The sequence below is a fragment of the Cellulosimicrobium sp. So1_17 genome (assembly GCF_055181235.1).
In genome coordinates, this window is record NZ_CM143702.1 from 4,396,532 (window position 1) to 4,420,239 (window position 23,708).

General features: G+C 73.9%; 25 protein-coding genes. 13 read left to right on the forward strand and 12 right to left on the reverse strand.

The window, feature by feature from the left end:
- Positions 1 to 198 precede the first annotated feature (198 nt).
- Complete coding sequence (hpf, locus tag ACZCLJ_RS19370; protein ID WP_251150311.1) at positions 199 to 858, forward strand: ribosome hibernation-promoting factor, HPF/YfiA family; 660 nt, start codon at positions 199 to 201, stop codon at positions 856 to 858.
- A gap of 332 nt (positions 859 to 1,190) precedes the next feature.
- A complete protein-coding gene (locus tag ACZCLJ_RS19375) occupies positions 1,191 to 2,444 on the forward strand; it encodes a winged helix-turn-helix domain-containing protein (RefSeq protein WP_251150593.1) in 1,254 nt (417 codons plus the stop codon).
- Here ACZCLJ_RS19375 and ACZCLJ_RS19380 read toward each other — a convergent pair.
- A complete protein-coding gene (locus ACZCLJ_RS19380) occupies positions 2,434 to 2,946 on the reverse strand; it encodes an AAA family ATPase (RefSeq protein WP_251150310.1) in 513 nt (170 codons plus the stop codon). The two genes, ACZCLJ_RS19375 and ACZCLJ_RS19380, sit on opposite strands and share 11 nt — an antisense overlap.
- A 207-nt stretch (positions 2,947 to 3,153) precedes the next feature.
- Here ACZCLJ_RS19380 and secA point away from each other — a divergent pair, with 207 nt between their 5' ends.
- Positions 3,154 to 6,246: a preprotein translocase subunit SecA gene (gene secA, locus ACZCLJ_RS19385; protein ID WP_251150309.1), complete on the forward strand. Its 3,093-nt coding sequence runs from the start codon at positions 3,154 to 3,156 to the stop codon at positions 6,244 to 6,246.
- A gap of 114 nt (positions 6,247 to 6,360) precedes the next feature.
- On the opposite strand, the gene ACZCLJ_RS19390 is transcribed toward secA, so the two are convergent.
- Both ACZCLJ_RS19390 and ACZCLJ_RS19395 read right to left on the reverse strand, forming a co-directional pair.
- Positions 6,361 to 6,891, reverse strand: coding sequence for an Rv3235 family protein (locus tag ACZCLJ_RS19390; RefSeq protein WP_463104947.1), 531 nt, complete (start codon positions 6,889 to 6,891; stop codon positions 6,361 to 6,363).
- Between the two features lie 32 nt (positions 6,892 to 6,923).
- Positions 6,924 to 7,970 (reverse strand): hypothetical protein, encoded by a 1,047-nt coding sequence (locus ACZCLJ_RS19395; RefSeq protein ID WP_463104948.1) that lies wholly within the window; start codon positions 7,968 to 7,970, stop codon positions 6,924 to 6,926.
- Positions 7,971 to 8,199: 229 nt separating this feature from the next.
- Here ACZCLJ_RS19395 and ACZCLJ_RS19400 point away from each other — a divergent pair, with 229 nt between their 5' ends.
- A complete protein-coding gene (locus ACZCLJ_RS19400) occupies positions 8,200 to 8,739 on the forward strand; it encodes a hypothetical protein (protein WP_463104949.1) in 540 nt (179 codons plus the stop codon).
- Positions 8,740 to 8,826: 87 nt separating this feature from the next.
- Here ACZCLJ_RS19400 and ACZCLJ_RS19405 read toward each other — a convergent pair whose 3' ends face one another.
- Positions 8,827 to 9,042, reverse strand: a complete 216-nt coding sequence (locus ACZCLJ_RS19405; protein ID WP_251150305.1) for a helix-turn-helix domain-containing protein — start codon at positions 9,040 to 9,042, stop codon at positions 8,827 to 8,829.
- 143 nt (positions 9,043 to 9,185) lie between these two features.
- Between ACZCLJ_RS19405 and ACZCLJ_RS19410 the strand changes: the two genes are divergently transcribed.
- The 3 genes from ACZCLJ_RS19410 to ACZCLJ_RS19420 are packed head-to-tail and all read left to right on the forward strand — an operon-like array spanning position 9,186 to position 11,786.
- Complete coding sequence (locus tag ACZCLJ_RS19410; protein WP_463104950.1) at positions 9,186 to 9,887, forward strand: CpaB family protein; 702 nt, start codon at positions 9,186 to 9,188, stop codon at positions 9,885 to 9,887.
- Entirely contained in the window at positions 9,884 to 11,248 is a 1,365-nt protein-coding gene (locus ACZCLJ_RS19415) for an AAA family ATPase (protein WP_463104951.1), read from the forward strand. Before ACZCLJ_RS19410 ends, ACZCLJ_RS19415 begins: the two co-directional genes overlap by 4 nt.
- Positions 11,249 to 11,252: 4 nt before the next feature.
- Positions 11,253 to 11,786 (forward strand): DUF6912 family protein, encoded by a 534-nt coding sequence (locus tag ACZCLJ_RS19420; protein ID WP_463104952.1) that lies wholly within the window; start codon positions 11,253 to 11,255, stop codon positions 11,784 to 11,786.
- A 39-nt stretch (positions 11,787 to 11,825) separates the two neighbouring features.
- Here the strand turns inward: ACZCLJ_RS19420 and hisN are convergent, their stop codons facing one another.
- From hisN to ACZCLJ_RS19445, 5 genes are all read right to left on the reverse strand, one after another.
- On the reverse strand, positions 11,826 to 12,620 hold the full coding sequence (gene hisN / locus ACZCLJ_RS19425; protein ID WP_251150301.1) for a histidinol-phosphatase: 795 nt from the start codon (positions 12,618 to 12,620) through the stop codon (positions 11,826 to 11,828).
- A 37-nt stretch (positions 12,621 to 12,657) separates the two neighbouring features.
- Positions 12,658 to 13,707 carry a ribosome small subunit-dependent GTPase A gene (gene rsgA, locus ACZCLJ_RS19430; protein WP_463104953.1) on the reverse strand — a complete coding sequence of 350 codons (1,050 nt, stop codon included), beginning with the start codon at positions 13,705 to 13,707 and terminating at the stop codon, positions 12,658 to 12,660.
- Complete coding sequence (gene aroA / locus ACZCLJ_RS19435) at positions 13,707 to 15,089, reverse strand: 3-phosphoshikimate 1-carboxyvinyltransferase (protein ID WP_463104954.1); 1,383 nt, start codon at positions 15,087 to 15,089, stop codon at positions 13,707 to 13,709. The genes rsgA and aroA overlap by 1 nt, the downstream gene beginning before the upstream one ends.
- A gap of 189 nt (positions 15,090 to 15,278) precedes the next feature.
- Positions 15,279 to 15,959: a DoxX family membrane protein gene (locus ACZCLJ_RS19440; protein ID WP_463104955.1), complete on the reverse strand. Its 681-nt coding sequence runs from the start codon at positions 15,957 to 15,959 to the stop codon at positions 15,279 to 15,281.
- Positions 15,960 to 16,224: 265 nt separating this feature from the next.
- On the reverse strand, positions 16,225 to 16,770 hold the full coding sequence (locus ACZCLJ_RS19445) for a ferritin (protein WP_251150297.1): 546 nt from the start codon (positions 16,768 to 16,770) through the stop codon (positions 16,225 to 16,227).
- Between the two features lie 240 nt (positions 16,771 to 17,010).
- Here ACZCLJ_RS19445 and ACZCLJ_RS19450 point away from each other — a divergent pair, with 240 nt between their 5' ends.
- The gene (locus ACZCLJ_RS19450) at positions 17,011 to 17,739 is read left to right on the forward strand and encodes a sigma-70 family RNA polymerase sigma factor (RefSeq protein ID WP_463104956.1); all 729 of its coding nucleotides are present in this window, start codon (positions 17,011 to 17,013) and stop codon (positions 17,737 to 17,739) included.
- Positions 17,736 to 18,071 carry a mycothiol system anti-sigma-R factor gene (gene rsrA / locus ACZCLJ_RS19455; protein WP_251150295.1) on the forward strand — a complete coding sequence of 112 codons (336 nt, stop codon included), beginning with the start codon at positions 17,736 to 17,738 and terminating at the stop codon, positions 18,069 to 18,071. Before ACZCLJ_RS19450 ends, rsrA begins: the two co-directional genes overlap by 4 nt.
- Positions 18,072 to 18,156: 85 nt before the next feature.
- Here the strand turns inward: rsrA and ACZCLJ_RS19460 are convergent, their stop codons facing one another.
- Positions 18,157 to 18,231, reverse strand: a complete 75-nt coding sequence (locus tag ACZCLJ_RS19460; RefSeq protein WP_375791718.1) for a 50S ribosomal protein bL37 — start codon at positions 18,229 to 18,231, stop codon at positions 18,157 to 18,159.
- A gap of 247 nt (positions 18,232 to 18,478) precedes the next feature.
- On the opposite strand from ACZCLJ_RS19460, the gene ACZCLJ_RS19465 reads away from it, so the two are divergent.
- The 3 genes from ACZCLJ_RS19465 (at position 18,479) to ACZCLJ_RS19475 (ending at position 20,930) form a co-directional block, all read left to right on the forward strand.
- Positions 18,479 to 19,402: a DUF4097 family beta strand repeat-containing protein gene (locus ACZCLJ_RS19465; RefSeq protein ID WP_463104957.1), complete on the forward strand. Its 924-nt coding sequence runs from the start codon at positions 18,479 to 18,481 to the stop codon at positions 19,400 to 19,402.
- The gene (locus tag ACZCLJ_RS19470) at positions 19,402 to 20,001 is read left to right on the forward strand and encodes a PadR family transcriptional regulator (RefSeq protein ID WP_251150293.1); all 600 of its coding nucleotides are present in this window, start codon (positions 19,402 to 19,404) and stop codon (positions 19,999 to 20,001) included. The genes ACZCLJ_RS19465 and ACZCLJ_RS19470 overlap by 1 nt, the downstream gene beginning before the upstream one ends.
- A 113-nt stretch (positions 20,002 to 20,114) precedes the next feature.
- Positions 20,115 to 20,930 carry a DUF4097 family beta strand repeat-containing protein gene (locus tag ACZCLJ_RS19475; protein WP_251150292.1) on the forward strand — a complete coding sequence of 272 codons (816 nt, stop codon included), beginning with the start codon at positions 20,115 to 20,117 and terminating at the stop codon, positions 20,928 to 20,930.
- A 34-nt stretch (positions 20,931 to 20,964) separates the two neighbouring features.
- Here the strand turns inward: ACZCLJ_RS19475 and ACZCLJ_RS19480 are convergent, their stop codons facing one another.
- Together ACZCLJ_RS19480 and ACZCLJ_RS19485 are read right to left on the reverse strand one after the other, a co-directional pair.
- Entirely contained in the window at positions 20,965 to 21,579 is a 615-nt protein-coding gene (locus ACZCLJ_RS19480) for a GDSL-type esterase/lipase family protein (protein WP_251150291.1), read from the reverse strand.
- 104 nt (positions 21,580 to 21,683) lie between these two features.
- On the reverse strand, positions 21,684 to 22,598 hold the full coding sequence (locus ACZCLJ_RS19485) for an aldose 1-epimerase family protein (RefSeq protein WP_463104958.1): 915 nt from the start codon (positions 22,596 to 22,598) through the stop codon (positions 21,684 to 21,686).
- Positions 22,599 to 22,706: 108 nt separating this feature from the next.
- On the opposite strand from ACZCLJ_RS19485, the gene ACZCLJ_RS19490 reads away from it, so the two are divergent.
- Positions 22,707 to 23,702: an aldo/keto reductase gene (locus ACZCLJ_RS19490; protein WP_463104959.1), complete on the forward strand. Its 996-nt coding sequence runs from the start codon at positions 22,707 to 22,709 to the stop codon at positions 23,700 to 23,702.
- The last annotated feature ends 6 nt before the right edge of the window (positions 23,703 to 23,708 follow it).

Genomic DNA, 23,708 nt, shown 5'->3' on the forward strand with positions numbered 1-23,708 from the left:
ACCGCGGGTTAGGCTGAGGGCCAGTCGTCGCGAGGACCGGGCGCACAGGACACCTGTGCCGAGTCCCCGCGCGAGCCCGCCGAGCGGGGCGCCCCGGCGTCGCAAGGAGGTGGTAGACCACCGGCACCGATCTTGGTGCCCTACCAGATCCGGACCGACGCTCGAGGAACGGGCGTCACTACCCTCGTGGAGGCTCACATGGAGATCGTCGTCGTCGGCAGGCACACCGAGGTGGCCGACCGGTTCCGCCAGCACGCGGAGGACAAGCTCGCCAAGGTCCAGCAGCTCGCGCCCACGGCGCAGCGCGTGGACGTCGAGGTCACCCACGAGAACAACCCGAGGCTCTCCGGGGTCCGTGAACGCGTCGAGCTCACGGTCCGCGCGAAGGGGCCCGTCGTGCGTGCCGAGGCCGCGGCCGACGACCGGTTCGGCGCCCTCGACCTCGCGATGGAGAAGCTCGCCGAGCGCCTGCGCCGCGTGCGCGACCGTCGCAAGGACCACCGGAACCACACCGTCGTGCCGCCCGTCGACGTCCGTCCCTACGACCCGGTGACGCACTCCGCCCCGCCGGCACCGGCGCCCACGGCGCCCTCCGAGCCCGGTGAGGCGGTCGAGAAGCCTCTCGGCGACGGCGACTCGCCCGTCGTGATCCGGCAGAAGCTGCACAGCGCCGAGCCCATGACCGTCGACGACGCGCTGTACGAGATGGAGATGGTCGGCCACGACTTCTTCCTCTTCGTCGACGTCGAGACCGCGCGCCCGTCGGTCGCGTACCGCCGACGCGGGTGGACCTACGGCGTCGTCGCGCTCGACACGTCGTGCGACTGCGCCGAGGCGAAGGTCGAGAAGTCCGCCTGACCCTCGTGGATCCCTCGCGGTCCTGAGTCGCCTCCGGACGAGGTGAGGGTGGGCGCGCGCGACCTACCATCCGCCCGCTCGTTCCTCGCGGGCTCCCGCCAGACCCGCCACGGTCGCGCGCGCCCACCCTCACCTCGTCCTCTCCTGTGCGGTCGCCTCGTCGTCTCCTGTCCGGTCGCCTCGTCCGCTCCTGCCCGGTCCGCCTCGCGTCGTGCGAGGCGGACCGTCGTGCGTCGGGGGCCCGGCGGTCTCGCGAGCGTGCACGACGCGCAGCGACCCCGCTCCGTGTGGGTGGGGTCGGGCAGGATCGGGGGGTGGTCACCGTCGAGACGATGTCGTTGTCGCAGGCGAGGCGGGTCGCGCTCGCGGCTCAGGGTCTGCACCGACCGCGCCCCTTCGGGGGCGCCGGGGGAGAGGGGCGGGCCGGGGCGCCGACCATGCGGCACGTGCAAGGAGTGATCGACCGGCTCGGGCTGGTGCAGATCGACTCGGTGAACGTGCTCGCCCGGGCGCACCTCATGCCGCTGTACGCACGCCTCGGGCCGTACGACACGGCGCTGCTGGACCGTGCGGCCGGGCGGGCACCGCGTCGGCTCGTCGAGACGTGGGCGCACGTCGCGTCCTACGTGCCGCCGTCGACGTGGCCGCTGCTCGAGTGGCGACGGCGTCGGTACCGCACGGAGGCGTGGGGGGCGATCAGCGCGGTCGAGATGAGCCACTCCGAGACGGTGGAGGACGTCCGCCGGCTCGTGACCGATCGAGGGCCGATCACGGCGAGCGAGGTCCACGCGATCCTCGAGGAGGAGGGGCGCGCCCACCCCCGCGACCGGTCGCAGTGGGGGTGGAACTGGACCGTCGCCAAGCGCGCGCTCGAGTTCCTGTTCTTCACGGGCGAGATCACGTCGGCCCGGCGCAACGGGGCGTTCGAGCGGTGCTACGACCTCTCCGAGCGTGTCCTGCCGCCCGAGGTGGTCGCCGCGGCACCGGTCTCGGACGCCGACGCCGTCCGGCAGCTCCTCGAGATCGGCGCCCGCGCGCACGGCGTGGGCACGCTGCGGTGCTTCAAGGACTACTTCCGGCTCTCTGGACCGGCCGTACGCACGGCGCTCGTGGAGCTCGTCGAGGCCGGGACGCTGCGGCCGGTCGTCGTGCGCGGCTGGGACGAGCCGACGTATCTGCACGCCGACGCCGCGCTGCCGCGACGCGCGACGGCGACGACGCTGCTCAACCCGTTCGACCCCCTGGTGTTCGAGCGCACCCGGCTCGAGCGGCTGTTCGACGTGCACTACCGGATCGAGATCTACGTCCCGGCGGCGAAGCGCGTGCACGGGTACTACGTCCTGCCGTTCCTCGAGGGAGAAGCCCTCACGGCGCGCGTCGACCTCAAGGCCGATCGTCGCGCCGGCGTGCTGCGCGTGCTGTCCGCGCACCGCGAGCAGGCGGCGGGCGCCGAGACCGCAGCCCGGCTCGCGGCCGAGCTCGCCGTGCTCGGCGCCTGGCTCGGCGTGCCGGAGGTCGACGTCACCCCCGTCGGGGACCTGGCGCCGGCACTCGCGGCGGAGGTCGCGACGCAGCTCACCGCCTGAAGGGCGACAGAGCTCCCGGCCTGAGGGCGAGCTGCACCAGCCGGTCGACGACGGCGTCGGGCGGCGTCACGCTCGTGTCGATCTCGTGCGTGCACGCTGCACGCAGCAGGGGGACGACGACGCGCGTGTCGGCGACGATGCGCGCGCGCTCGGCCTCGGTCCTGCCGAACGGGTTGGTGACCCGCCGCGCGACCCGGTCGAGCATGACGTCGAGAGGCGCCGAGAGCAGGACCACGGCGTCGAACCGGTCGTGGAACCTGCCCTGGTTCGGCACCGTTCCGGCGACGACGAGCGGACGCCCCGCGCGGTCGTCGAGCAGGGCGGTCATCCGGTCCTCCCGCCACACGCGGTCGACGGTGCCGCGCGGTGCGCCAGGTACCGGCGCGACGACGCACCAGTCGCCGTCGTCGGTCTCGACGACCTCGACGTCCCGGTCCGCGAGACCGCCGAGCGCCGTCGACTTCCCGACGCCCGACATCCCCGTCACGAGCACGTGCGCCACGGGCCCGAGCCTACGGGCGTCGGACGGTGCGGGCGTGCGGGCGGTGCGGTTCGTCGTCGGCGGAACGCGGACGGGGCCGGGAGGCCCCAGGCTCCCCTACGATGTTGTGTGACGTTGCCGACGCCCGACCCGCACGCACCCGTGCGGCGAGGAGCGCGGCCCTCCCGGACCACCCGGCCCGGGACGCGATCGATACGGGAGTTCTGCGTGCCTTCGATCCTCGACAAGGTCCTTCGCATCGGCGAGGGCCGGATCCTCAAGAAGCTGTCCGGCATCGCCGACCAGATCAACAAGCTGGAGCCCAGCTTCGAGGATCTCACCGACGAGGAGCTGCGGGAGGAGACGGACCGCTTCAGGGCGCGCCTCGCCGACGGCGCCACCCTGGACGAGATCCTGCCGGAGGCGTTCGCCACCGTCCGGGAGGCGGCGCGCCGCACGCTCGGGCAGCGGCACTTCGACGTCCAGCTCATGGGCGGGGCCGCGCTGCACCTCGGCAACATCGCCGAGATGAAGACCGGTGAGGGCAAGACGCTCGTCGCGACGACGGCCGCGTACCTCAACGCGCTCGAGGGCAAGGGCGTGCACGTCGTCACGGTCAACGACTACCTGGCGAAGTACCAGAGCGAGCTCATGGGCCGCGTCTACCGCTTCCTCGGGCTCACCACGGGCGTGATCCTCTCCGGTCAGACGCCCGCGCAGCGCCGCCAGGAGTACGCCGCCGACATCACGTACGGCACGAACAACGAGTTCGGCTTCGACTACCTGCGCGACAACATGGCGTGGTCGACCGACGACCTCGTCCAGCGCGGCCACAACTTCGCGATCGTCGACGAGGTCGACTCGATCCTCATCGACGAGGCGCGCACGCCGCTCATCATCTCGGGACCTGCCTCGGGCGACGCGAACCGCTGGTACGGCGAGTTCTCCAAGGTCGTGCGCCGCCTGAACGGCGGCACGGACTACGAGGTCGACGAGAAGAAGCGGACCGTCGGCGTGCTCGAGCCGGGCATCGAGAAGATCGAGGACTACCTCGGCATCGACAACCTCTACGAGTCGCTCAACACGCCGCTCATCGGGTTCCTCAACAACGCCATCAAGGCGAAGGAGCTCTTCAAGCGCGACAAGGACTACGTCGTGCTCAACGGCGAGGTGATGATCGTCGACGAGCACACGGGCCGCATCCTCCCGGGCCGCCGCTACAACGAGGGAATGCACCAGGCCATCGAGGCCAAGGAGGGCGTGCAGATCAAGGCCGAGAACCAGACGCTCGCCACGATCACGCTGCAGAACTACTTCCGCCTGTACTCCAAGCTCGCGGGCATGACGGGTACCGCCGACACCGAGGCCGCCGAGTTCCAGGGCACGTACAAGCTCGGCGTGGTCCCGATCCCGACGAACCGGCCGATGCAGCGCCTCGACCAGGCCGACCTCGTCTACAAGAACGAGGACGGCAAGTTCGACGCCGTCGTCGCGGACATCGTCGAGCGCCACGCGCACGGTCAGCCCGTCCTCGTCGGCACGACGAGCGTCGAGAAGTCCGAGCTGCTGTCCTCGAAGCTCAAGAAGCAGGGCGTCCCGCACGAGGTGCTCAACGCGAAGCAGCACGCGCGCGAGGCCGCGATCGTCGCGCAGGCCGGCCGCAAGGGCGCCGTCACCGTCGCGACGAACATGGCCGGTCGAGGCACCGACATCATGCTCGGCGGCAACGCCGAGTTCATGGCGGTCGCCGACCTCGCGGCCCGCGGGCTCGACGCCGCGGAGAACGCCGAGGAGTACGAGGCGGCATGGCCCGACGCCCTCGAGAAGGCGAAGGCCGCCGTCGCGGCCGAGCACGACGAGGTCAAGGAGCTCGGCGGTCTCTACGTGCTCGGCACGGAGCGCCACGAGTCGCGCCGTATCGACAACCAGCTGCGTGGTCGTTCCGGCCGTCAGGGCGACCCGGGGGAGTCCCGGTTCTACCTGTCGATGCAGGACGACCTCATGCGCCTGTTCAACTCGGGTCTCGCCGAGTCGATGATGAACCGCGCCGGGTTCCCGGACGACGTGCCGCTCGAGTCGAAGATGGTCACGCGCGGCATCGCGAGCGCGCAGGGCCAGGTGGAGTCGCGCAACTTCGAGATCCGCAAGAACGTCCTCAAGTACGACGACGTGCTGTCCCGTCAGCGCACCGTCATCTACGACGAGCGCCGCCGCGTGCTCGAGGGCGAGGACCTGCACGAGCAGGTGCAGCACTTCCTCACCGACGTGATCACCGCCTACGTCGAGGCGGCGACGGCCGAGGGCAACCCCGAGAACTGGGACCTCGACGCGCTGTGGACCGCGGTCAAGGCCGTGTACCCGATCTCGATCGAGGTCGACGAGGTCGTCGAGCAGGCCGGGGGAGCGACCCGCCTGACGCAGGAGCTCCTGCTCGAGGAGATCCTGTCCGACGCCCGCATCGCCTACGAGAACCGCGAGGAGCAGCTCGGTTCCGCGAACATGCGTCAGCTCGAGCGCCGCGTGACGCTGTCCGTGCTGGACCGCAAGTGGCGCGAGCACCTCTACGAGATGGACTACCTCAAGGAGGGCATCGGCCTGCGCGCGATGGCCCAGCGCGACCCGCTCGTCGAGTACCAGCGCGAGGGCTACCAGCTCTTCCAGGCGATGACCGAGGCGATCAAGGAGGAGACCGTCGGGTTCCTCTTCAACCTCGAGGTCAAGGTCGCCGAGCCCGGCGCGGCACAGGGCCAGCCCGCGGTGATCGACGCCGCCCAGGCGGCCCAGGCGGCGCAGTCCGCCGCGGGGCAGGCGCTCGGTGGGGCGGCTGGCGCCGCGTCCGCGGGTGCGACCGCCGGTCTCGCCGCCGCGGCGCAGTCCGCTGCGGCGCGGACGGCCGCGTCGCCGGTGCAGGACGCGCCGGTCGACGAGGTGGAGGACGCCCCGGTCGAGGACGAGCCCGCCGAGGCGCCGTCGGTCGAGAAGTCGTCGGTCGACGAGCCCCCGGTGCAGGCGGCGGCCGCCGAGGGCGCGCCCGTCGTGGCCCCGGCTGCGTCGGGCGACCGTGCCGGCACGCTCATCGCGAAGGGCCTCGACGGTCCCGACCGTCAGGTGCCGCTCTCGTACAGCGCCCCGAGCGAGGACGCCACGGGCGCCGCGGTCGTGACGGGCGACGCCGGTCGCCGCTCGCGCCGCGCGCTGCACGGTGAGGCGACCGCCGTCGAGAGCGACGGGCGGACGTTCCCGGGAACACCGCGCAACGCCCAGTGCCCGTGCGGCTCCGGCAAGAAGTACAAGGTCTGCCACGGTCAGAACGAGGCGTGACCGGCCGGGGGGCGTATCGCGCCCCCCGGGTGCGCGAGGAGGGGCGGTCGTCTTCGACCGCCCCTCCTCGTGTCTCCGGCGTCAGCGACCGTCGCCGCGGCAGCGCCGGTCCGGTCACCCGATCTCGAGAGCGACCACGCGCCACGTCCCGCGGCGCTCCTCGAGCCGGGCGGCGGCTGCCCGGACACGGTCGCCGTCGTCGACGACCACCGTCGCCTCGGCGACGTCCGACCCGAGACGCAGGACACGGGCGCGCCGGACCGTCACGGGGCGGGTCGCCGTGTCGGGCGCGAGACCCGCGTCGAGCACGACCCGCGCGCGTCGCGCGAGCGCCTCGTAGATCTCCGGCGTCACCCAGCGCGCGAGCTGCTGGACCGTACGGTCGCCCCGCACCACCTCGACGGCGGCTCTCACCACGGCGCAGCACAGCGGCGTCGGGTCCGGGAGCGGAACGGGCGTCGTCGGGACCAGAGGACGCCCGTGCGCCACGTGGCGCGGGACGCCGGCCCGGGGGTCGCGGACGTCGACGGTCGCAGCAGGCGCCTCACCGACGCTCCGGAGCAGCCGGGCGCTGCTCGCCTCGGTCGGGACGCTGGTGGACCGCGCCGTCACCGCGGACTGGGGGTCGAGCACGCTGGTCGTCATCGTCGGCTCCTTCGGTCGTTCGGGACGGTGGGTCACGCCGACGGTGCGACGAGCACCTGGCCGGGTCGGATGAGGTCGGGGTCGCCGCCGATGACGGCGGCGTTCGCCGCGTGCCACCGCGCCACGGCCGCGGCGACGTCGGCGTCGGTGGCGGCGGCGGGGAGCGACCGGGCGGCGATGTCCCAGAGCGTGTCGCCGCGCAGGACCACGACCTCGGTACCGGTCGCGGACCGCTCGCGGGTGACGGTCAGCGCGGCGTCCCGCTCCGCGGCCGGGAGTGCCGAGCCCGAGCGAAGGGGCGTCGTGCCGGTGCCCGTCCCACCGGGGCGAGGGGCGGCGTCCGCGTCGGTCGGGGGAACGGGGTGGGCGGCCGCCTGCCTTGGACCGGTCTCGGTGGACGCGTCAGACCGTGGTCCCTCGGTCCCGGATGTCGTTCGGGGCGCCTCGACGGGGAGCGACCAGGAGGCGGGCGCGTCGTCTATGGTCGGCACACCAGAGGCGTTGCTCGTGCCCGTGGGCACCGGCGCGGGCCCGGTCGTGCCGTCGGGGGCGTCGGTCCCGTCGACGGAGGGGACGGCGTCGCCGGACCGGCGGTCCGCGCGGCGTTCGGTCTCGACCGCGGACGTCACCGGACCTCCTGCCACGGTCCTGGGTGCGACCTCCGGGGCCGACGCACGCCATCCGAGGTCGACGGCGACGACCGGCGCCCGGTCCGCGTCCGGCCCCTCCGTCGCGTGGGCGGTCCCTGCGCCGAGGACCAGCCCGGCTCCGACCGTCATGCTGACGCCGATGCGCGCCGCCCGGCGCACGACAGCAGGGGCGTGGCGCGCGATGATCCGCTCGCCGGCGGCCCAGGTCCGCCCGCCGGCCCGGACGGCCAGGCAGCCGAGCGCCAGCGCGCTGCTGAGGGCGACCCAGGCGGCGACCAGGGCGCCGACGGTGACCGCCGCGAGCTCGAGGTAGGCCTCGAACCGCGTGGTGGGCAGGGTCCCGGCGACGTGCACGCCTCGCGCCGTGAGAGCGACCGCCGCTCCCGACAGGGCGCCGAGCAGAAGAAGAAGCGTCCAGCCCCCGTGCACGCCGCTGCCTCGTGCGGCTGGCTCGTCGGGTGCTGGTCGCGCGTCAGATCGCCGTTCCATGGGTCCCCCTGAGTCTGCCGTTCGCCAACCGCGGCATCTGTTGATGACGTTTGATGTCGTTTGATGCTGTTGGCGATATCTAAGTGCAGCTTGTTGTCGGTGTCTAGGGGGTTCTCGTGATGTGGACGGCGCGGACCCGCCCGGGTGCCCCTCCCGCTACCGTGTGCGCGTGCGGTGGGACGCCCTCTTCGACGACCTCGCGGCGCAGCTGGCCGCCGCCGAGCGCGCCGAGCTGGCCGACGCGGTGGCAGACCTGACGCGCGCCGAGCACGCCACCGTCTCGCTCGTCGAGCGGCTCCGAGGCACGGAGGGAGTCGTCACCCTCGAGCTCCGGGACGGGTCCCGGGTCACCGGCGAGGTCCGCGACGTCGCCACGGACTGGGTGCTCATGGAGGAGCAGCCGCGCCAGCACCTCGTCCCGTCGGCGGCCGTCGCGGCCGTCACGGGGCTCGGGAGGTTCGCGCGACCCGCGACCTCGGGACGGGCCGAGCGGCTCGGTCTGGGCCACGTCCTGCGGGCCCTCATGCGGGACCGTCGGCCGGTGCAGGTGCGCGTCCACACTGCCGCGTACCCGGGATGGATCTCCCGCGTGGGCAAGGACCACGTCGACCTGGAGGTCTCGCCGGGGGCGCGGCACGGTACCCGGTCGGTCCCCTACGCTGCGCTGCTGTGCGTCAGCGACTCCTGGCCAGGTGGCGCCGCACGATGATCACGACGCAGGGGGAGCGGTCGGAGAGGTCGGGGACGTTCGGCCGTCGCGGGCGACGGCACGGTGACGGCACGGTGACGGCGTGCGTCAGCCCTCGAACTCACCGGCCTCGATCCGCTGGCGGGTCTGCGCGTACATGCGCTGGATGTATCCCTCGAGCTCGCTCGCCTCGACGCGCCACTGGCCACGGCCGCCGACCTGGATGGCGGGCAGCTCGCCCGACCGCACGAGCGCGTACGCCTGGGCCGCGGAGATGTTGAGCTCTTCCGTGACGTCGGCGAGGGTGAGGAAGCGCTGGGCCATGCCGCAAGTCTGGCACGGGGTCGGCGAGGCCCCACCGTTGTCCACATGCCTTCCCGCAGAGCTGCGGCAGCGACGATCATGAACCCGCGGCCGCCGGCCGCAGGCAGGTGCAGGACCACGGACACGACCACGGACGGGACTCGATGACGACGACCCTGGAACGCCCCTCGCGCGACTCGACGGCGACGCCCTCGCCCGCCCGCACGGCGACCCGCCTGCGGCGACCGACGTGGCGCGACCCGAGGCTCCTCGTCGGCCTGGTCGTGATCGCCGCCTCCGTCGCGCTCGGGTCCTGGGCGGTCGGCGCCGCCGGGCACACGGACGCCGTGTACGCGGCCGACGGCGTGCTGACGCCCGGTGACCGGGTCACCGCGGAGGACCTGCGCGTCGTGGAGGTCCGGCTCGGCAGCGAGACGGGTGGCTACCTGCTCGCTGCCGACGGCGTCCCCGAGGAGGCCGTCGTGCTCCGGACCGTCGAGTCCGGCGAGCTGGTCCCGGCGAGCGCGCTGGGTGCCACCGCCGATCTCGCGCTGCGCGCCGTCGCGGTGCCCGTCACGTCGGGGCTGTCGGACCGCATCGTGGCGGGGGCCGAGGTCGACCTGTGGCACGTGCCGCCGGCGCCGTCCGCGACGGGCGAGCAGGGCGCGCCGATCCAGGGGGTCGAACCGGCGACCCTGGTCGAGGGCGTGACGGTGGCAGAGATCGACGAGGCCGACGGGACCTTCGTCGCAGGCGGCCCGGTGACGATCCACGTCCTCGTCGCGGCCGAGGACCTCGCCACGGTGCTCGCCGCCGTGGCGGGCGAGGGGTCGATCGCCGTCGTCCCCGTGGGCGGTGCGGGATGAGCGGGGCGACAGCCGTCGCCACGGTGCTCTGCGCGGTCCGAGGACCGTCCGAGGCCGACGTCGTCACCGCGCTCGACGTGCCCGGTCTCCAGGTGACGCGACGCTGCGCCGACGTCGTCGAGCTGCGAGCCGCGGCGGCGGCGGGTGCGGGGCAGGTAGGGGTCGTGTCCGCCGACCTCCCCGCCTTCGACCGGGAGGTGGTCGGCGAGCTCCATGGGCACGGTGTCCGCGTCGTGGGTCTGGCGCCGACGGGGTCGTGGGAGGAGAGCAGGCTGCGGGCGCTCGGGGTCGACGTCGTCGTCGACCTTGCCGCCTCGGCAGACTCGCTCCTGGAAGCCGTCCGTGCCGTCGTCGCGCGCCCGCCGGTCGCCGTGGCTCCCGAGGGCCCGCACGGAACACCGGCACCGGCACCGGTCGGCGTCGAGCCGGCGCGCCGCGTCGGGCGGGTCGTGGCCGTGTGGGGGCCGACCGGTGCGCCCGGTCGCACGACGGTCGCGGTGAACCTCGCCGCCGAGCTCGCCGGACCGCCGTCGTCCCCGCGACGCGGGTCGCGGCGCGACCGTCGTCCCGCGGAGGTCGAGCTGCCCGCGGTCGCGCCGACCGGCCCCGAGTCCGGGGTCCTGCTGGTCGACGCGGACACGTACGGCGGGTCGGTGGCCCAGCACCTCGGGATGCTCGACGAGTCGCCGGGGCTCGCGGCCGCCGCCCGCAGCGCGGGGCACGGAGCGCTCGACGCGACCGGTCTCCAGGCGCTCGCGCCGACCGTCGTCCCGCGGCTCCAGGTCCTCACCGGGCTGGCCCGGGCCGCGCGCTGGCCGGAGCTGCCCGGTCCGTCGCTGGACGTCGTGTGGGACGTGGCGCGGTCGGTCGCGGACTGGACCGTCGTCGACTGCGGGTTCGGCATCGAGAGCGACGAGCTCCTGACCTACGACACGCGGGCTCCGCAGCGCAACGCCGCCACCCTCAGCGCGCTGGGCGCCGCGGACGTGGTCGTCGTGGTCGGGGGAGCGGACCCGGTCTCCCTCCAGCGCCTCGTGCGCGCGCTCGACGAGCTCGACGAGACCGGTGCGGCGGCCGGAGCGCTGCGGGTCGTCGTGGTGAACCGGGTGCGTTCGGGCGTCGTCGGGCCGCGGCCGGAGCGCGCCGTGCGCGAGGCGCTGGCACGCTACGCCGGTGTGGACGACCTGCAGGCCGTCCCCGAGGACCGGTCCCTCGACCTCGCGCTCCGCGAGGGCCGGGTCCTGGCCGAGGTCGCGCCGGCGAGCCCGGCCCGTCGCGCCCTCGCGCGGCTCGCCGCGCACGTGCGCTCCGAGACGCCCGCGCCCGTGGTCGGCACCGGTCACCTCCAGACGGCACACTGAGGCCATGCGCATCTACCTGCCTGCCACGCTCGACGAGCTCGACGCCGTGACAATCACCCCCGACGCCGCGCTCTGGACGGTGGCGCCGCGCGGCGCGCACGCGGTGACGTCGGCCCTCGTCCGGTCGCTCCCGGACGAGGACGAGGAGGGGCTGGAGTACGCGGCAGCGCTCGAGGCCGCGGACGACTCTCTCGCTCTCGTCGCGTCCCGGCCGGACGCACCGCGGCAGCGGCTCGTCATCACGCTCGAGGTGCCCGACGGCGCGGTGCAGGCCGTCGAGCCCGCGCCGGGCGAGGACGAGGAGGACGCCCCGGCCCCGAGCGCGGTCCAGGTCGTGCGGACCGTGCCCGACGTCGCCGTCGTGTGCGTGCACGTCGACGAGCCCGAGGCGGCCCCCGACGTCGAGGCCGTGCTCGCGGCGGCCGACGGCGACGGGCCCGAGGCCGACGCGGCGCTCGACACGGCGCTCGACCGGGTCACCGAGCGCGACCTGCTCTGGTACGACTGGTCGGAGATCCCGGAGGTGCCGCGCGCCTGACACGGCGCGCACACGGACGCCTCCGCGCTCGCCGCCGGATCAGCCCAGGCGGCCGAGCACCTCGTCGTGGAGGAGGCCGTTCGTCGCGACGGCGTTGCCGCCCCACGGGCCGTGAGCGCCGTCGAGCGACGTGAACCGCCCGCCCGCCTCGGTGACGATCGGCACGAGAGCTGCCATGTCGTAGAGCTCGAGCTCGGGCTCGGCCGCAGCGTCGACGGCGCCCTCCGCCACGAGCATGTACGACCAGAAGTCGCCGTAGCCGCGCGTGCGCCACGCGCCCCGCATGAGGTCGAGGAACGGGTCGAGACGTCCGCGCTCCTCCCAGCCGGTGAGCGAGGAGTACGCGAGCGACGCGTCCTCCCACCGCGAGACCGCGGAGACGTGCAGTCGGGACGCCGCAGCGAGCGACTTGCCCGTCCAGGCGCCCGTGCCCTTCGCGGCCCACCAGCGGCGGCCGAGCGCCGGTGCGGAGACGAGCCCGACGACGACCTCGTCGCCGTCGGCGAGAGCGATGAGCGTCGCCCACACCGGCACGCCGCGCACGAAGTTCTTCGTCCCGTCGATCGGGTCGACGATCCAGCGTCGCGACCCGTGCCCGGACTCGCCGTACTCCTCGCCGACGATCGCGTCCCGTCCCCGCGCCCGCCCGAGCCCGGCGCGGATGATCTCCTCCGCCGCGCGGTCGGCGTCGCTCACCGGCGTCGAGTCGGGCTTCGACTCCACGTGCAGGTCGATCGCCTTGAACCGGGACATCGTGTGGCCGTCGACCTGGTCGGCGATCACGTGGGCGAGGCGCAGGTCGTCGTCGTAGCTCCGCGTCGAGGGGGGCGTCATGGCTCACACCGTAGCGGTGCGACCGTCCGCTCCGGGCTCAGGCCGCGCCGGTGCGCGACGCCAGCACGCGGCGGAAGGACTCGAGCCGTGCGGCCCGCGCCGCACGCGTCTCGTCGTCGGGCGACGCCTCGACCCACTCGTCGAGCGCGCAGTCGGGCGCGTCGTCGAGGTGCGTGCACCCGCGCGGGCACCCCTCGGCGACCTCGTCCAGGTCGTCGAACGCGCGCAGCAGGTTCCCGACCTCGACGTGCGCGAGCCCGAACGACCGCACGCCGGGGGTGTCGATCACCCAGCCGCCGCCGGGCAGGCGCAGCGCGACCGCGGACGTCGACGTGTGGCGGCCACGGCCCGTGTGGTCGTTCACGACCCCCGTCGCCCGCCGGGCATCGGGCACGAGCGCGTTGACCAGCGTCGACTTGCCGACGCCCGAGTGGCCGACGAACACGGATGCGCGTCCGGCGAGGGCGGCGCGGACCGCGTCGAGCGGCTCGATCGCCCAGCCGTTCGCGGCGAGCCCGTCGGGGACGCGACGCGTCTCGACGACCGACACGCCGAGCGGCTCGTAGAGCGCGCGCAGCGGCGCCGGGTCGGCGAGGTCCGCCTTGGTGAGGCACAGCAGGACGTCCATGCCGGCGTCGTACGCCGCGACGACGCACCGGTCGATCATGCGCGTGCGCGGCTCGGGCTCGGCGAGGGCGGTCACGACGACGAGCTGGTCCGCGTTGGCGACGATGACGCGCTCGTACGGGTCGGTGTCGTCGGCAGTGCGCCGCAGGACGGCGCTGCGCTCCTGGATCCGGACGATGCGCGCGAGGCTGCCGTCGTCGCCGCTCACGTCACCGACGAGGTCGACCCGGTCGCCGCACACGACGCGCGTGCGCCCGATGTCCCGGGCCTTCATCGCGACGACCACCCGCTCGTCGGGCCCGTCCGCGTCGACGAGCAGCGTGTACCGCCCGCGGTCCACCCCCGTGACGAACCCCGTCACCGCGTCCGCATGGTCGGGGCGCTGCTTGGTGCGCGGTCGGCTGCCCCGCTTGCCGGGGCGGGACCGGAAGTCCGACTCGTCGGGGACGCGGCGTGCCATCAGCGGGCCGCCACCCCCTCGACGGGTCCGGTCGGCAGGCTCGGCGAGGACGTGTGCGCGGCGTCGCCGGCCAGCATCCGTTCCCACATGCCCGCGAAACCCGGCAGCGTCTTCGCCGTGGTCTCGACGTTCTCCACCGCGACCCCCGCGACGCGCAGGCCGAGGAGCGCGGCCGACGTCGCCATCCGGTGGTCGTGGTACGTGCGGAACGTCGCGCCGTGCAGGGGACGCGGCGTGATGACGAGCCCGTCGCGCGTCTCCTCCGCCTGCCCGCCCAGACGGGTGATCTCGGTGGCGAGCGCGGCCAGGCGGTCGGTCTCGTGCCCCCGCAGGTGCGCGATGCCGCGCAGGCGGCTCGGGGAGTCGGCGAGCGCCGCGAGGGCGGCGATCGTCGGTGCCAGCTCGCCCGCCGCGCGGAGGTCGACGTCGACGCCGCGGATCTCGCCGGTCCCCGTCACGGACATGACCCCGCCGTCGAGGCTCGCGGTGCCGCCCATCGACGTGAGGAGCTCGCCCAGCATCGCGCCGGGCTGGGTGGTCGTCGTCGGCCAGCCGGGGACGCGGACGGTACCGCCCGCGACGAGCGCGGCAGCGAGGAACGGCCCGGCGTTCGAGAGGTCCGGCTCGACCTGGACGTCGCGCGCGGTGATCGGGCCCGGCTCGACGCGCCAGATCGCGGGCCGCGAGTCGTCGACCACGACGCCGACCTCGCGCAGGACCTCCACCGTCATGTCGATGTGCGGCATGCTCGGCAGCGTGGTGCCGACGTGGCGCAGCGTGAGGCCCTGGTCGAACCGCGCGGCCGCGAGAAGGAGCCCGGAGACGAACTGGCTCGACGCCGACGCGTCGACGTCGACCGAGCCTCCGCGCACCCTGCCGCGACCGCGGATCGTGAAGGGAAGCGTGGTGGGCGTACCGCTGCTGTCGTCCGTGACGCTCACGTCGAGCGCGCGGAGCGCCGTGAGGACCGGTCCCATGGGCCGCACGCGGGCGCCCTCGTCGCCGTCGAACCGCACGGTCCCGTCGGCGAGCGCGGCGACGGGCGGGAGAAACCGCATGACCGTGCCGGCGAGGCCGCAGTCGATGTCCGCCGGCCCGCGCAGAGCGCCCGGGACGACGTGCAGCTCGCTGGGGGACGAGCCCTCGGTCACGCTCACGCCGAGCGCGCGCAGCCCGGCCGCCATGAGATCGGCGTCGCGGCTGCGCAGCGCGCCGCGCAGGACGCCCGGGCCGTCCGCGAGGGCCGCGAGCACGAGCAGGCGGTTCGTCAACGACTTCGAGCCCGGCACCTCGACGGTCGCGGCGAGCGGGCCGGCGGCCGTCGGCGCGGCCCAGCCGTCCGCGTCGGCGGGGGCAGGGGCGGCGAGGTGCGCGTCGGTCATGGCGTCCAGGCTAGTGGAGGTGCAGGGCCCGACGCCGGACCCTCCCGGGCGCTGGACGCGCGACGCGGGTTCACCCCGGCCGAGCACCGCACCACCGAACCCTGGTCTGCGCGGCACGCCCTGCGCCGAACCCGGGTCCGTGTGCCACGACAGCCGCGCCGTGGCGCACGACCCCCGGGTCCGGCAGGCTCAGGCGACCTTGGAGCGCACGGCCGCGCCGGCGTCGTGCACGGCACCCGACGTGAGGCTCGCGGCGTGCTCGGCGGCCTCGCGTGCGGCCTTGGCGGCCCGCCGCGCGGCGCGCCCGGCGTCGGCGGACGCCTGCTTCGCGGAACCCGTGACGCCCTTCGCCGTGCCCTTGACGCTCTTCGCCGTGCCCTTGGCGCTCGTGACGACGGCGTCCTGCTTCGCCTGCTTGGCCCGGGCCAGGTCGTGGCGTGCCTTCTCGAGCCGCCACTGCACTCCCGGCCGTCCCTCGTAGTCGGCCCCGGCGATGAGCGCGGCACCGATCGCCCCGATGTTGGCCACGAACTTGCGGGTGCGCTCCGTGCGGGTGGCCTCACCACCGGTGAACGGCTGGTTGACGACGGCGAGCGGGACGGTGAGCGCAGCGAGCGTGAGCGCCGCCGTGCGGGGCGCCTTGCTGACGGCGAGGCACAGGCCCGCGACGGCGGTGGCGACGCCGTGGACTCGGACGAGGGCGGTGACCTGCGCGTCGCTCAGCGGGGCCTCCACGCCGGCGCCCTTCTCGACGATCTCGATGCCACTGCGTGCGGCGCGGACGTGCTCGGCCGGCTTGAGGGCGGTCTGGACGCCGTCGTAGACGAACCAGGAGGCCAGCATGGGCCTCGCGAGGTGACGCAGCAGCATCGGTACTCCTTCGGTCGCGTGTCGCTCCAGCCTGCCGCGCCCGCGGTCCGCGCGCCACCGGCGACGGGTGCTGAGGGCCTGAGAACCGCGGAAGACGAGGGAGAGACGGGACGAGGGCGAGACGACGGGCGAGGGGGAGGTGAGGGAGGGCGCGCGCGATCGTGGCGGGCCCGGCGGGAGCCCGCGAGGGACGAGCGGGCGGATGGTAGATCGCGCGCGCCCTCCCTCACCTCACCTGGTGGTGCGATCAGGACACGAGGTGCCCTCAGAGCGCTCCGCCGGCGGCCTCGGGCGCGTCCGCGGACTCTCCCGAGTCGCCGATCGTCTCTCGCGCGACGTAGTTCTCGAGGTCGAACAGGTTGTCCCCGGCGCGCTGCGCGACGGTGAGCAGGGTGGTCGCCGACGCGACCTCCTCGACCTGCTCCTTGAGGAACCACAGGAGGAACTGCTCGCCGAGCGCGTCGCCCTCCTCGCGCGCGGCCCGGAAGATCGCCTCGATCTGGGCCGTGACCTGCTTCTCCTGGTCGAGGGCGAGCTGGAGCGGCTCGACGACGGACGAGAAGTCGTTGCGCACGTCGCCGGTGCCCGGGATCACGACGGGCAGGTCCCGGTCGAGGTGGTACTGCACGATCATCATCGCGTGGTTGCGCTCCTCGACCGACTGGCGGTAGAAGTGCGCGGCGAGCTGGGGCAGGTCGTGGGAGTCGAACCACACCGCGATGGCGATGTACTGCTGGTGCGCGTCGAGCTCGTGCGCGACCTGCTCGCGCAGGAGGGTGAGGAAGCGGGACGGGATCTCGGTCGTGGTCATGGTCGCCACGCTAGCGATGTCCGGCTCGTGGCACACCAGGTGCCTGCCCGCGGGAATGGGCCGCCGCGCACGGTGGTTGCACACCTCGTGACCATCCTGCTCGACGCCCGGTCGACCGCCGCTCAGGCGGTCGCCCCGGCCTCCCCGGACGAGGCACTCGTGGCGGCCTTCTCGGCCGGTCCTGCCGCGAGGTCCGTCCCAGCGAACAACCTGACGAACAGGGGACTAGGCTCGTTGTCGATGACTGAGCAGATCCCCGGGAGCCCCGAGACGGTGCCGTCCGCGACGCCGACCTCCGCGCTGCCCGAGGGGACGGAGAACGACGTCTCCGCGACCACCGGTACGGACGACGACACCGACACGAACCGAGCGCCGGCCGCGGAGGACGACGCCGCACGGGCCGCGCGGTTCGAGCGCGACGCGCTGCAGTACCTCGACCAGCTGTACTCGGCGGCGCTGCGCATGACGCGCAACCCGTCCGACGCAGAGGACCTCGTGCAGGAGACGTTCGCCAAGGCGTTCGCGGCGTTCCACCAGTACCGCCCGGGGACCAACCTCAAGGCGTGGCTGTACCGGATCCTCACGAACACGTTCATCAACACGTACCGCAAGAAGCAGCGCGAGCCGCAGCAGTCCCAGGCCGAGGACGTCGAGGACTGGCAGATCGCGCGCGCCGCGTCGCACACGTCGCAGGGGCTGCGCTCGGCGGAGGCCGAGGCGCTCGACCGCCTGCCGGACACGGACGTGAAGCGCGCGCTGCAGGAGCTGCCCGAGGACCGCCGCATGGTCGTGTACTACGCGGACGTCGAGGGCTTCCCGTACAAGGAGATCGCGGAGATCATGGGGACACCGATCGGTACGGTCATGTCCCGCCTGCACCGGGGCAGGCGCCAGCTGCGCGAGCTGCTGGCCGACTACGCCGCGCAGCGAGGACTGGTAGGGGCGAAGGCTCCTGGAGGTGAGTCGTGAGCACGTCAGAGAGCCGGACGCCGGGCCTGCGGGCGACCGACGAGACGGTCACGCCGATCCCGCACTCGACCGAGGGGGAGTCGGAGTGCGAGCACGCCCTGCTGCACCTCTACGAGTACCTCGACTCGGAGATGACCTCCGACGACGAGCTGCGGATGCGCGCCCACGTGGCGCACTGCTCGCCGTGCCTCGCCGAGCTGAGCGTGGAGGAGCTCGTGAAGCGGCTCGTGCGTCGCTCGTGCCACGAGCAGGCGCCGCCGAGCCTGCGCGCGCGGATCCACGCGCAGCTCATCGTCATGACGACGACCACGACGGTGGTCGAGACGCGCTGAGTCCTGCGGGCCCGCGCAGCCGGCTCCCGTACGACGAAGGGCCCGGACCGACGACGTCGGTCCGGGCCCTTCGCGCGTGCGTGCCTCAGGCGTTGGGGCGCTTGCCGTGGTTCGCGCCGTTGCCCTTGCGGCTGCGACGCTTGCGTCCGCGCTTGCTCATGATGTTCTCCTGATGGTCTCGGGGAGTGCCGCCGTCCTCGAGGGATCTCGGCGGGAACGGCCGCCCTCTGCGTGTCGGTCCGCCTCCCATGGTCCCACACGTCATCCCTTGCCCTCCGCCTGAACGCGATATATCGTGTCTCGGAGAACGCGATATATCGCAACTTTGCGCGAGGGTGAACCCCCGCGCGGGCAGCACCGCGGACTGCCTCAGGGGCGGGCCTCGGCGGACGAGAGGACGGCGCAGGATGACGCACGAGAGCTGGACCGTCACCGGTCCGCGGACGATCGGGGTCGAGCACGTCGCGCTGCTCGACGCGACGGTCATCGGCGGTCGCATCGACGTGGTCGCCCACGAGGACCCCGCCCGGACCGACGTCGTCGTCGAGGTGCACTCCGTGACCGGGCGCGCGCTCGAGGTCGCGGTGGACGGCACGACCCTGCGGATCGGCTACGGCTCGTACGAGGCCGGCTGGAAGGGCTTCCTCGAGCGTTTTCGCACCTACACCGGCAAGGACGCGGCCGACGTGCACGTGGCCGTCCCGGCGACCACGTACGCCAAGGTCGTCACCGTGCAGGGCGAGGGTCTCGTCGCAGGTCTCCGGAACGGTGTGCGCGTGGGCACGGTCACCGGTTCGGTCATGACCAGCCGCACGGCGGGCGAGCTGCGCGTCGACACGGTCTCGGGCGAGGTCTCCGCGAGCGAGCACGACGGCACGGTCCGCATGGAGTCCGTCTCGGGCGGGCTCACGGCGACGGGGGCGCTGCGTTCGCTGCGGCTCGAGTCCGTCTCGGGCGCGGTGACGGTCGACACCCGCACGACGCCCTCCGAGGTCAGCGTGAGCGCCGTCTCCGCCGACGTGCTCGTCCGGCTCCCCGACCCCGACGCCATGTCCTACGCGATCCGGTGCGTGAGCGGCCGGCTGCTCGTCGACGGGACGGAGCAGCGGAGCGCGGCGGGCTCGTTCAGCCGACCGGCGCAGCACGGACCGGCGGCGTCCGTCCGGGTGTCCGCCGTCTCCGGGAACGTGACCGTGCTGCGCGGTTCCTTCGAGGAGGACGCGGAGCGCACCTCGACCGACGCACCCGGGCGCGCGACCGGCGACGGCCCGGCCTGGGGAACGCCCGGAGCCCGCGCACGCGCGGCCGCGAGCGGTCCGGTGGACCGCTGATGGCCACGGTCTTCGCCCACGGCGAGCTGCGCCTGTACCTCCTCGCCCTGCTCGACGCCGGGCCCAAGCACGGGTACGAGCTCATCACCGAGCTCACCGAACGCTTCGGTGGCACGTACCGCCCGAGCGCAGGGACCATCTACCCACGCCTGGGACGGCTCGAGGACGAAGGGCTCGTGCGGCGCAGCGTCGAGGGACGCAAGACGACGTACGAGCTCACGCCCGCCGGTCGTGCCGAGATCGAGGCGCGACGCGGTGACGTCGCACAGCTCGAGCACGGCATCGCCGAGACCGTCCGGCAGCGCGCGCAGGCGCTTCGCGCCGAGGTCCAGGGCTCGCTCCAAGGGCTGCGCGCCGAGCTCGCCGCCGCCGCGCAGTCGGCGCGCGCGCGTCCGCGCGAGGGCGAGCCCGATCCTCGGCGGCGCGAGTCGTACGCCTGGCGCATGGAGGCCGAGGCGCTCGTGCAGCGCTTCCGCGAGGACGTGCGCGCCGACCTGCGCCGCGCCGACGCGTCGAGCGTCGTCACCGAGCTCACCGTGGACACGCTGCGCACCGTCCTCGACAGCGCGCGCAAGGCCGTGCGGGCGACCTTGCCGTGACGCACGGTGGATCAGACGCACCCCTGCGGCACCACGACCGCACGCCGACCGAGATCCCGCACCAGGACCAGCACCAGAAGCCGCACCAGACCCCGAACGAGGAGAGAGATCGCATGAGCACCGAGACCTGGGTGGTCGCCACCCCGCAGACCCTCGACGTCGCCGAGGTACGCCGCGTCGTCGTCCAGCTGACCGACGGGTCCGTCGACGTCGTCGCGGACCCGAACCGCGCCGACGGGGCGCACGTCGAGATCGGCGACGTCACCGAGCGTCCCCTGCAGGTCAGCGCGCACGACGGCGAGCTGCGCATCGGGTACGACTTCGCCGGCATCGAGGGCGTCGTCGACCGGGCGAAGGGACTGCGCGACAAGGACCGCGCCGTCGTGCGCGTCACCGTCCCGGCCGACGTGCCCGTCAAGGTGACGACGGCGCGTGCCGCCACCACCGTCACCGGCACCACGGCCGACCTGTCCGTGACGACGGCGACCGGTCCCGTGCGCGTCCAGGGCACGACGGGCCCCGTCTCCGTGAAGACCGCCTCGGCGCCCGTGGACGTCGTCGAGCACGTCGGCGACGTGCGCGTGAGCACGGCGTCGGGCGCCGTGAACGTCGCGGGCTCGCTCGGCCGCGTGTCGGTCACGACCGTGACGAGCGGCGTCGAGGTGGTCGCGCGCGAGAGCACGCCGCTCGTCGACGCGCGCACCGTCTCCGGCGACGTCGCCGTGCGCCTGGGCGCCGGGGCGCCGGTCAACCTCAAGGCGCGCAGCGTCACCGGAAAGGCCGTGCTCGACGGCGTGCGCCTCGAGAGCTCCGCGCAGCGCACGACGTCGGTCGACCACGTCGACCGCCCCGTCGAGACCCCCACCGCGGGCGGCGCCTACGTGTCCGCGAGCACCGTGTCCGGCGACCTCACGGTCTCGCGCGGCTGAGGCGCAGCCTCCCCGGCCTGCCCGACGGCGCTGCTCAGGGCGCGTCGTCGGGCAGGCCGAGCCAGGCGTGCCAGCCCGTGTGCAGCACGAGCCACGCCATGAGGCCGTAACCCGCCTGGCCAGGGAACCCGTTGCCGCTCTGGGCGAGGTCCGCGAGCCACTGCTCGTGCGTCACGAGCGGGCTGAACGTGTCGACGTAGGGCACGCGACGACGGTTCGCGACGTCCGCGAACGCGTTGGAGAGCTCGGCGAGCCGGTCCGCGTCCTGCGGGTGGCCGGGCGGCGGCCCGACGACGAACGTCGGCAGGCGGCGCGACTCCGCGACGTCCAGGACGTTCGCGAGGTTGAGCCGGGACCGCGCGACGGAGAGGCCCGAGTCGAGGTCGTGCCGACCGAGTCCGATGACCAGCCGGTTGTCGACGTCGGGCTCGGGGGAGAACCGCCGCGCGGTCTCCGCCTCCCAGCGCTGGCTGAGGGCCGTCGTCGTCTCCCCGGGGATCGCGAGCGGGAAGACGTAGACGGGCTGGCCGAAGCGCGTGCGCGCGACGACGCGCCCCGACCACCCCAGGGCCTTGGCGTCCCCGACGCCGGCGCTCAGCTCGTCGCCGACGACGCAGATCCGGACTTCTCGACGTGCTGCGTCCTCCACAGGGGTCATTCTCCCCGACGTCGGGAGCCGCGGTCGATCCCGGGCCGTCCGCCCGGCGTGTCGGCGCCCGGCGCGACCGTCGCGCACGGGCCACCGGCCCGCGCTCAGAGGAGGGTCGCGCCCCACGTCACCTCGTGCGAGTCGCCCGGCGCGAGGCGCACGAGCCGCTCCCCGGTGCGGAAGGCGTCGGCGATGCAGCTCATCGGCTCCGCCGCGACGCCCGAGCGGCGGAATGCGGCGTCGCCCACGTGGTCGCCGGTGCAGATCTGCCACGTGTCCATCGACGCGTCCATCCACACGGCCGCCGTGCGCCCGTCCGGGGCGCCGAGCCGGATCCACGACAGACCGTCCGTGTCGCGCGTCACGTCGACGTACGCGTCGTCGAGGTCGACACCCCGCAGGGAGCGCGTCTCCCGCAGGTCGAACGAGCCGGACGCCGGCTCCGTCCCGGTGGGCAGCAGGCGGTCGTCGGTCGTGACGCGCGAGACGGCGTCGAGGCGGATCGTGCAGTCGTCGAGGTCCGCGCCGTCCGGGGAGAGCCACGGGTGGAAGCCGATCCCGTACGGCGCCGTGCCGCGGCCGGCGTTGGTCGTGCGGACGTGCACGCGCAGCCCGGCGTCGCTCAGCGAGTACTCGACGCGCGACACGAGCGCGAACGGGTAGCCGGGCGTGGGGACGAGGCGCAGCTCGAGCGTCACCGCGGAGCCGGAGTGCTCGACGACGGTCCACCGCTGCCAGCACGCGAGCCCGTGGAGCGCCGTGCTGCGCGCGAACTCGGTGACGGGTACCTGGTACCTCGTGCCGTCGATCTCGTACTGACCGTCGCGCAGGCGGTTGGGCCACGGCAGCAGCACCGCGGCGTTGAACGCGGGGGCGACCTCGTCCTCGGCGAACGGGACGAAGACCGGCCGGCCGGCGACCGCGTACTCGCGCACCGCCGCTCCGACCTCGGTGATCGTGGCGACGTGGTCGCCGTGGGCGATGCGCAGCTGTGCGCCGGAAGGTGCGTCGGTGTTCACGCTCACATACGGTACTCGGCGTGCGCGGGTGCGCGATGAGCCCTCGGCCGTCAGACTCGGTGCCCGGGCACGTGCGCCTGCGCGCCCGACGCAGCACGAGGAGGAACGATGGAACGACGTGTGCTCGGACGCACGGGACGGCTCGTCTCGGTGGTGGGACTCGGGACGTGGCAGCTCGGCGCCGACTGGGGCGACGTCGAGGAGGGCGACGCCCGCGCGGTGCTCGACGCCTCCGCAGAGGCCGGCGTGACCTTCTTCGACACCGCGGACGTGTACGGCGACGGCCGCAGCGAGCAGATCATCGGCTCGTACCTCGCCGACAACCCCGGCCACGGGATCACCGTCGCCACGAAGATGGGCCGCCGGGACGCGCAGGACCCGGACAACTACACGCTCGCGAAGTTCCGCGAGTGGACCGACCGCTCGCGCGCGAACCTGCGGACCGAGCGGCTCGACCTCGTCCAGCTGCACTGCCCGCCCACGGCCGTCTACTCGCGCGACGAGGTCTACGACGCGCTCGACACCCTCGTCGCCGACGGCGCGGTCGCGTCCTACGGCGTGAGCGTCGAGACGGTCGACGAGGCGCTCACCGCCATCGCGCGGCCCGGTGTCGCGAGCGTGCAGATCATCCTCAACGCGTTCCGCCTCAAGCCCCTGGACGAGGTGCTGCCGGCGGCGTCCGCGGCCGGCGTGGGCATCATCGCGCGCGTCCCGCTCGCGTCCGGGCTGCTGTCCGGCAAGTACACGCGCGACACGACGTTCGCGGACGACGACCACCGGACCTACAACCGCGACGGCAGCGCGTTCGACGTCGGCGAGACGTTCGCCGGGGTGGACTTCGAGACCGGCGTCGAGGCGGCGCACCAGTTCTCCGACCTCGTGCGCGACACGGTCGCGCAGGACCTCACCCCCGCGCAGGCGGCCATCGCGTGGATCTGGCAGCAGCCCGGCGTCACGACGGTCATCCCGGGCGCGCGCAACGTCGAGCAGGCGCGGTCCAACGCCGTCGCGGGATCGGCCGAGGTGCTCGGCCCGCTCTTCGCGTCCGGCATCCGCGAGATCTACGACGAGCACATCCGGGCGGCGGTCCACGACCGCTGGTGAGGGTCA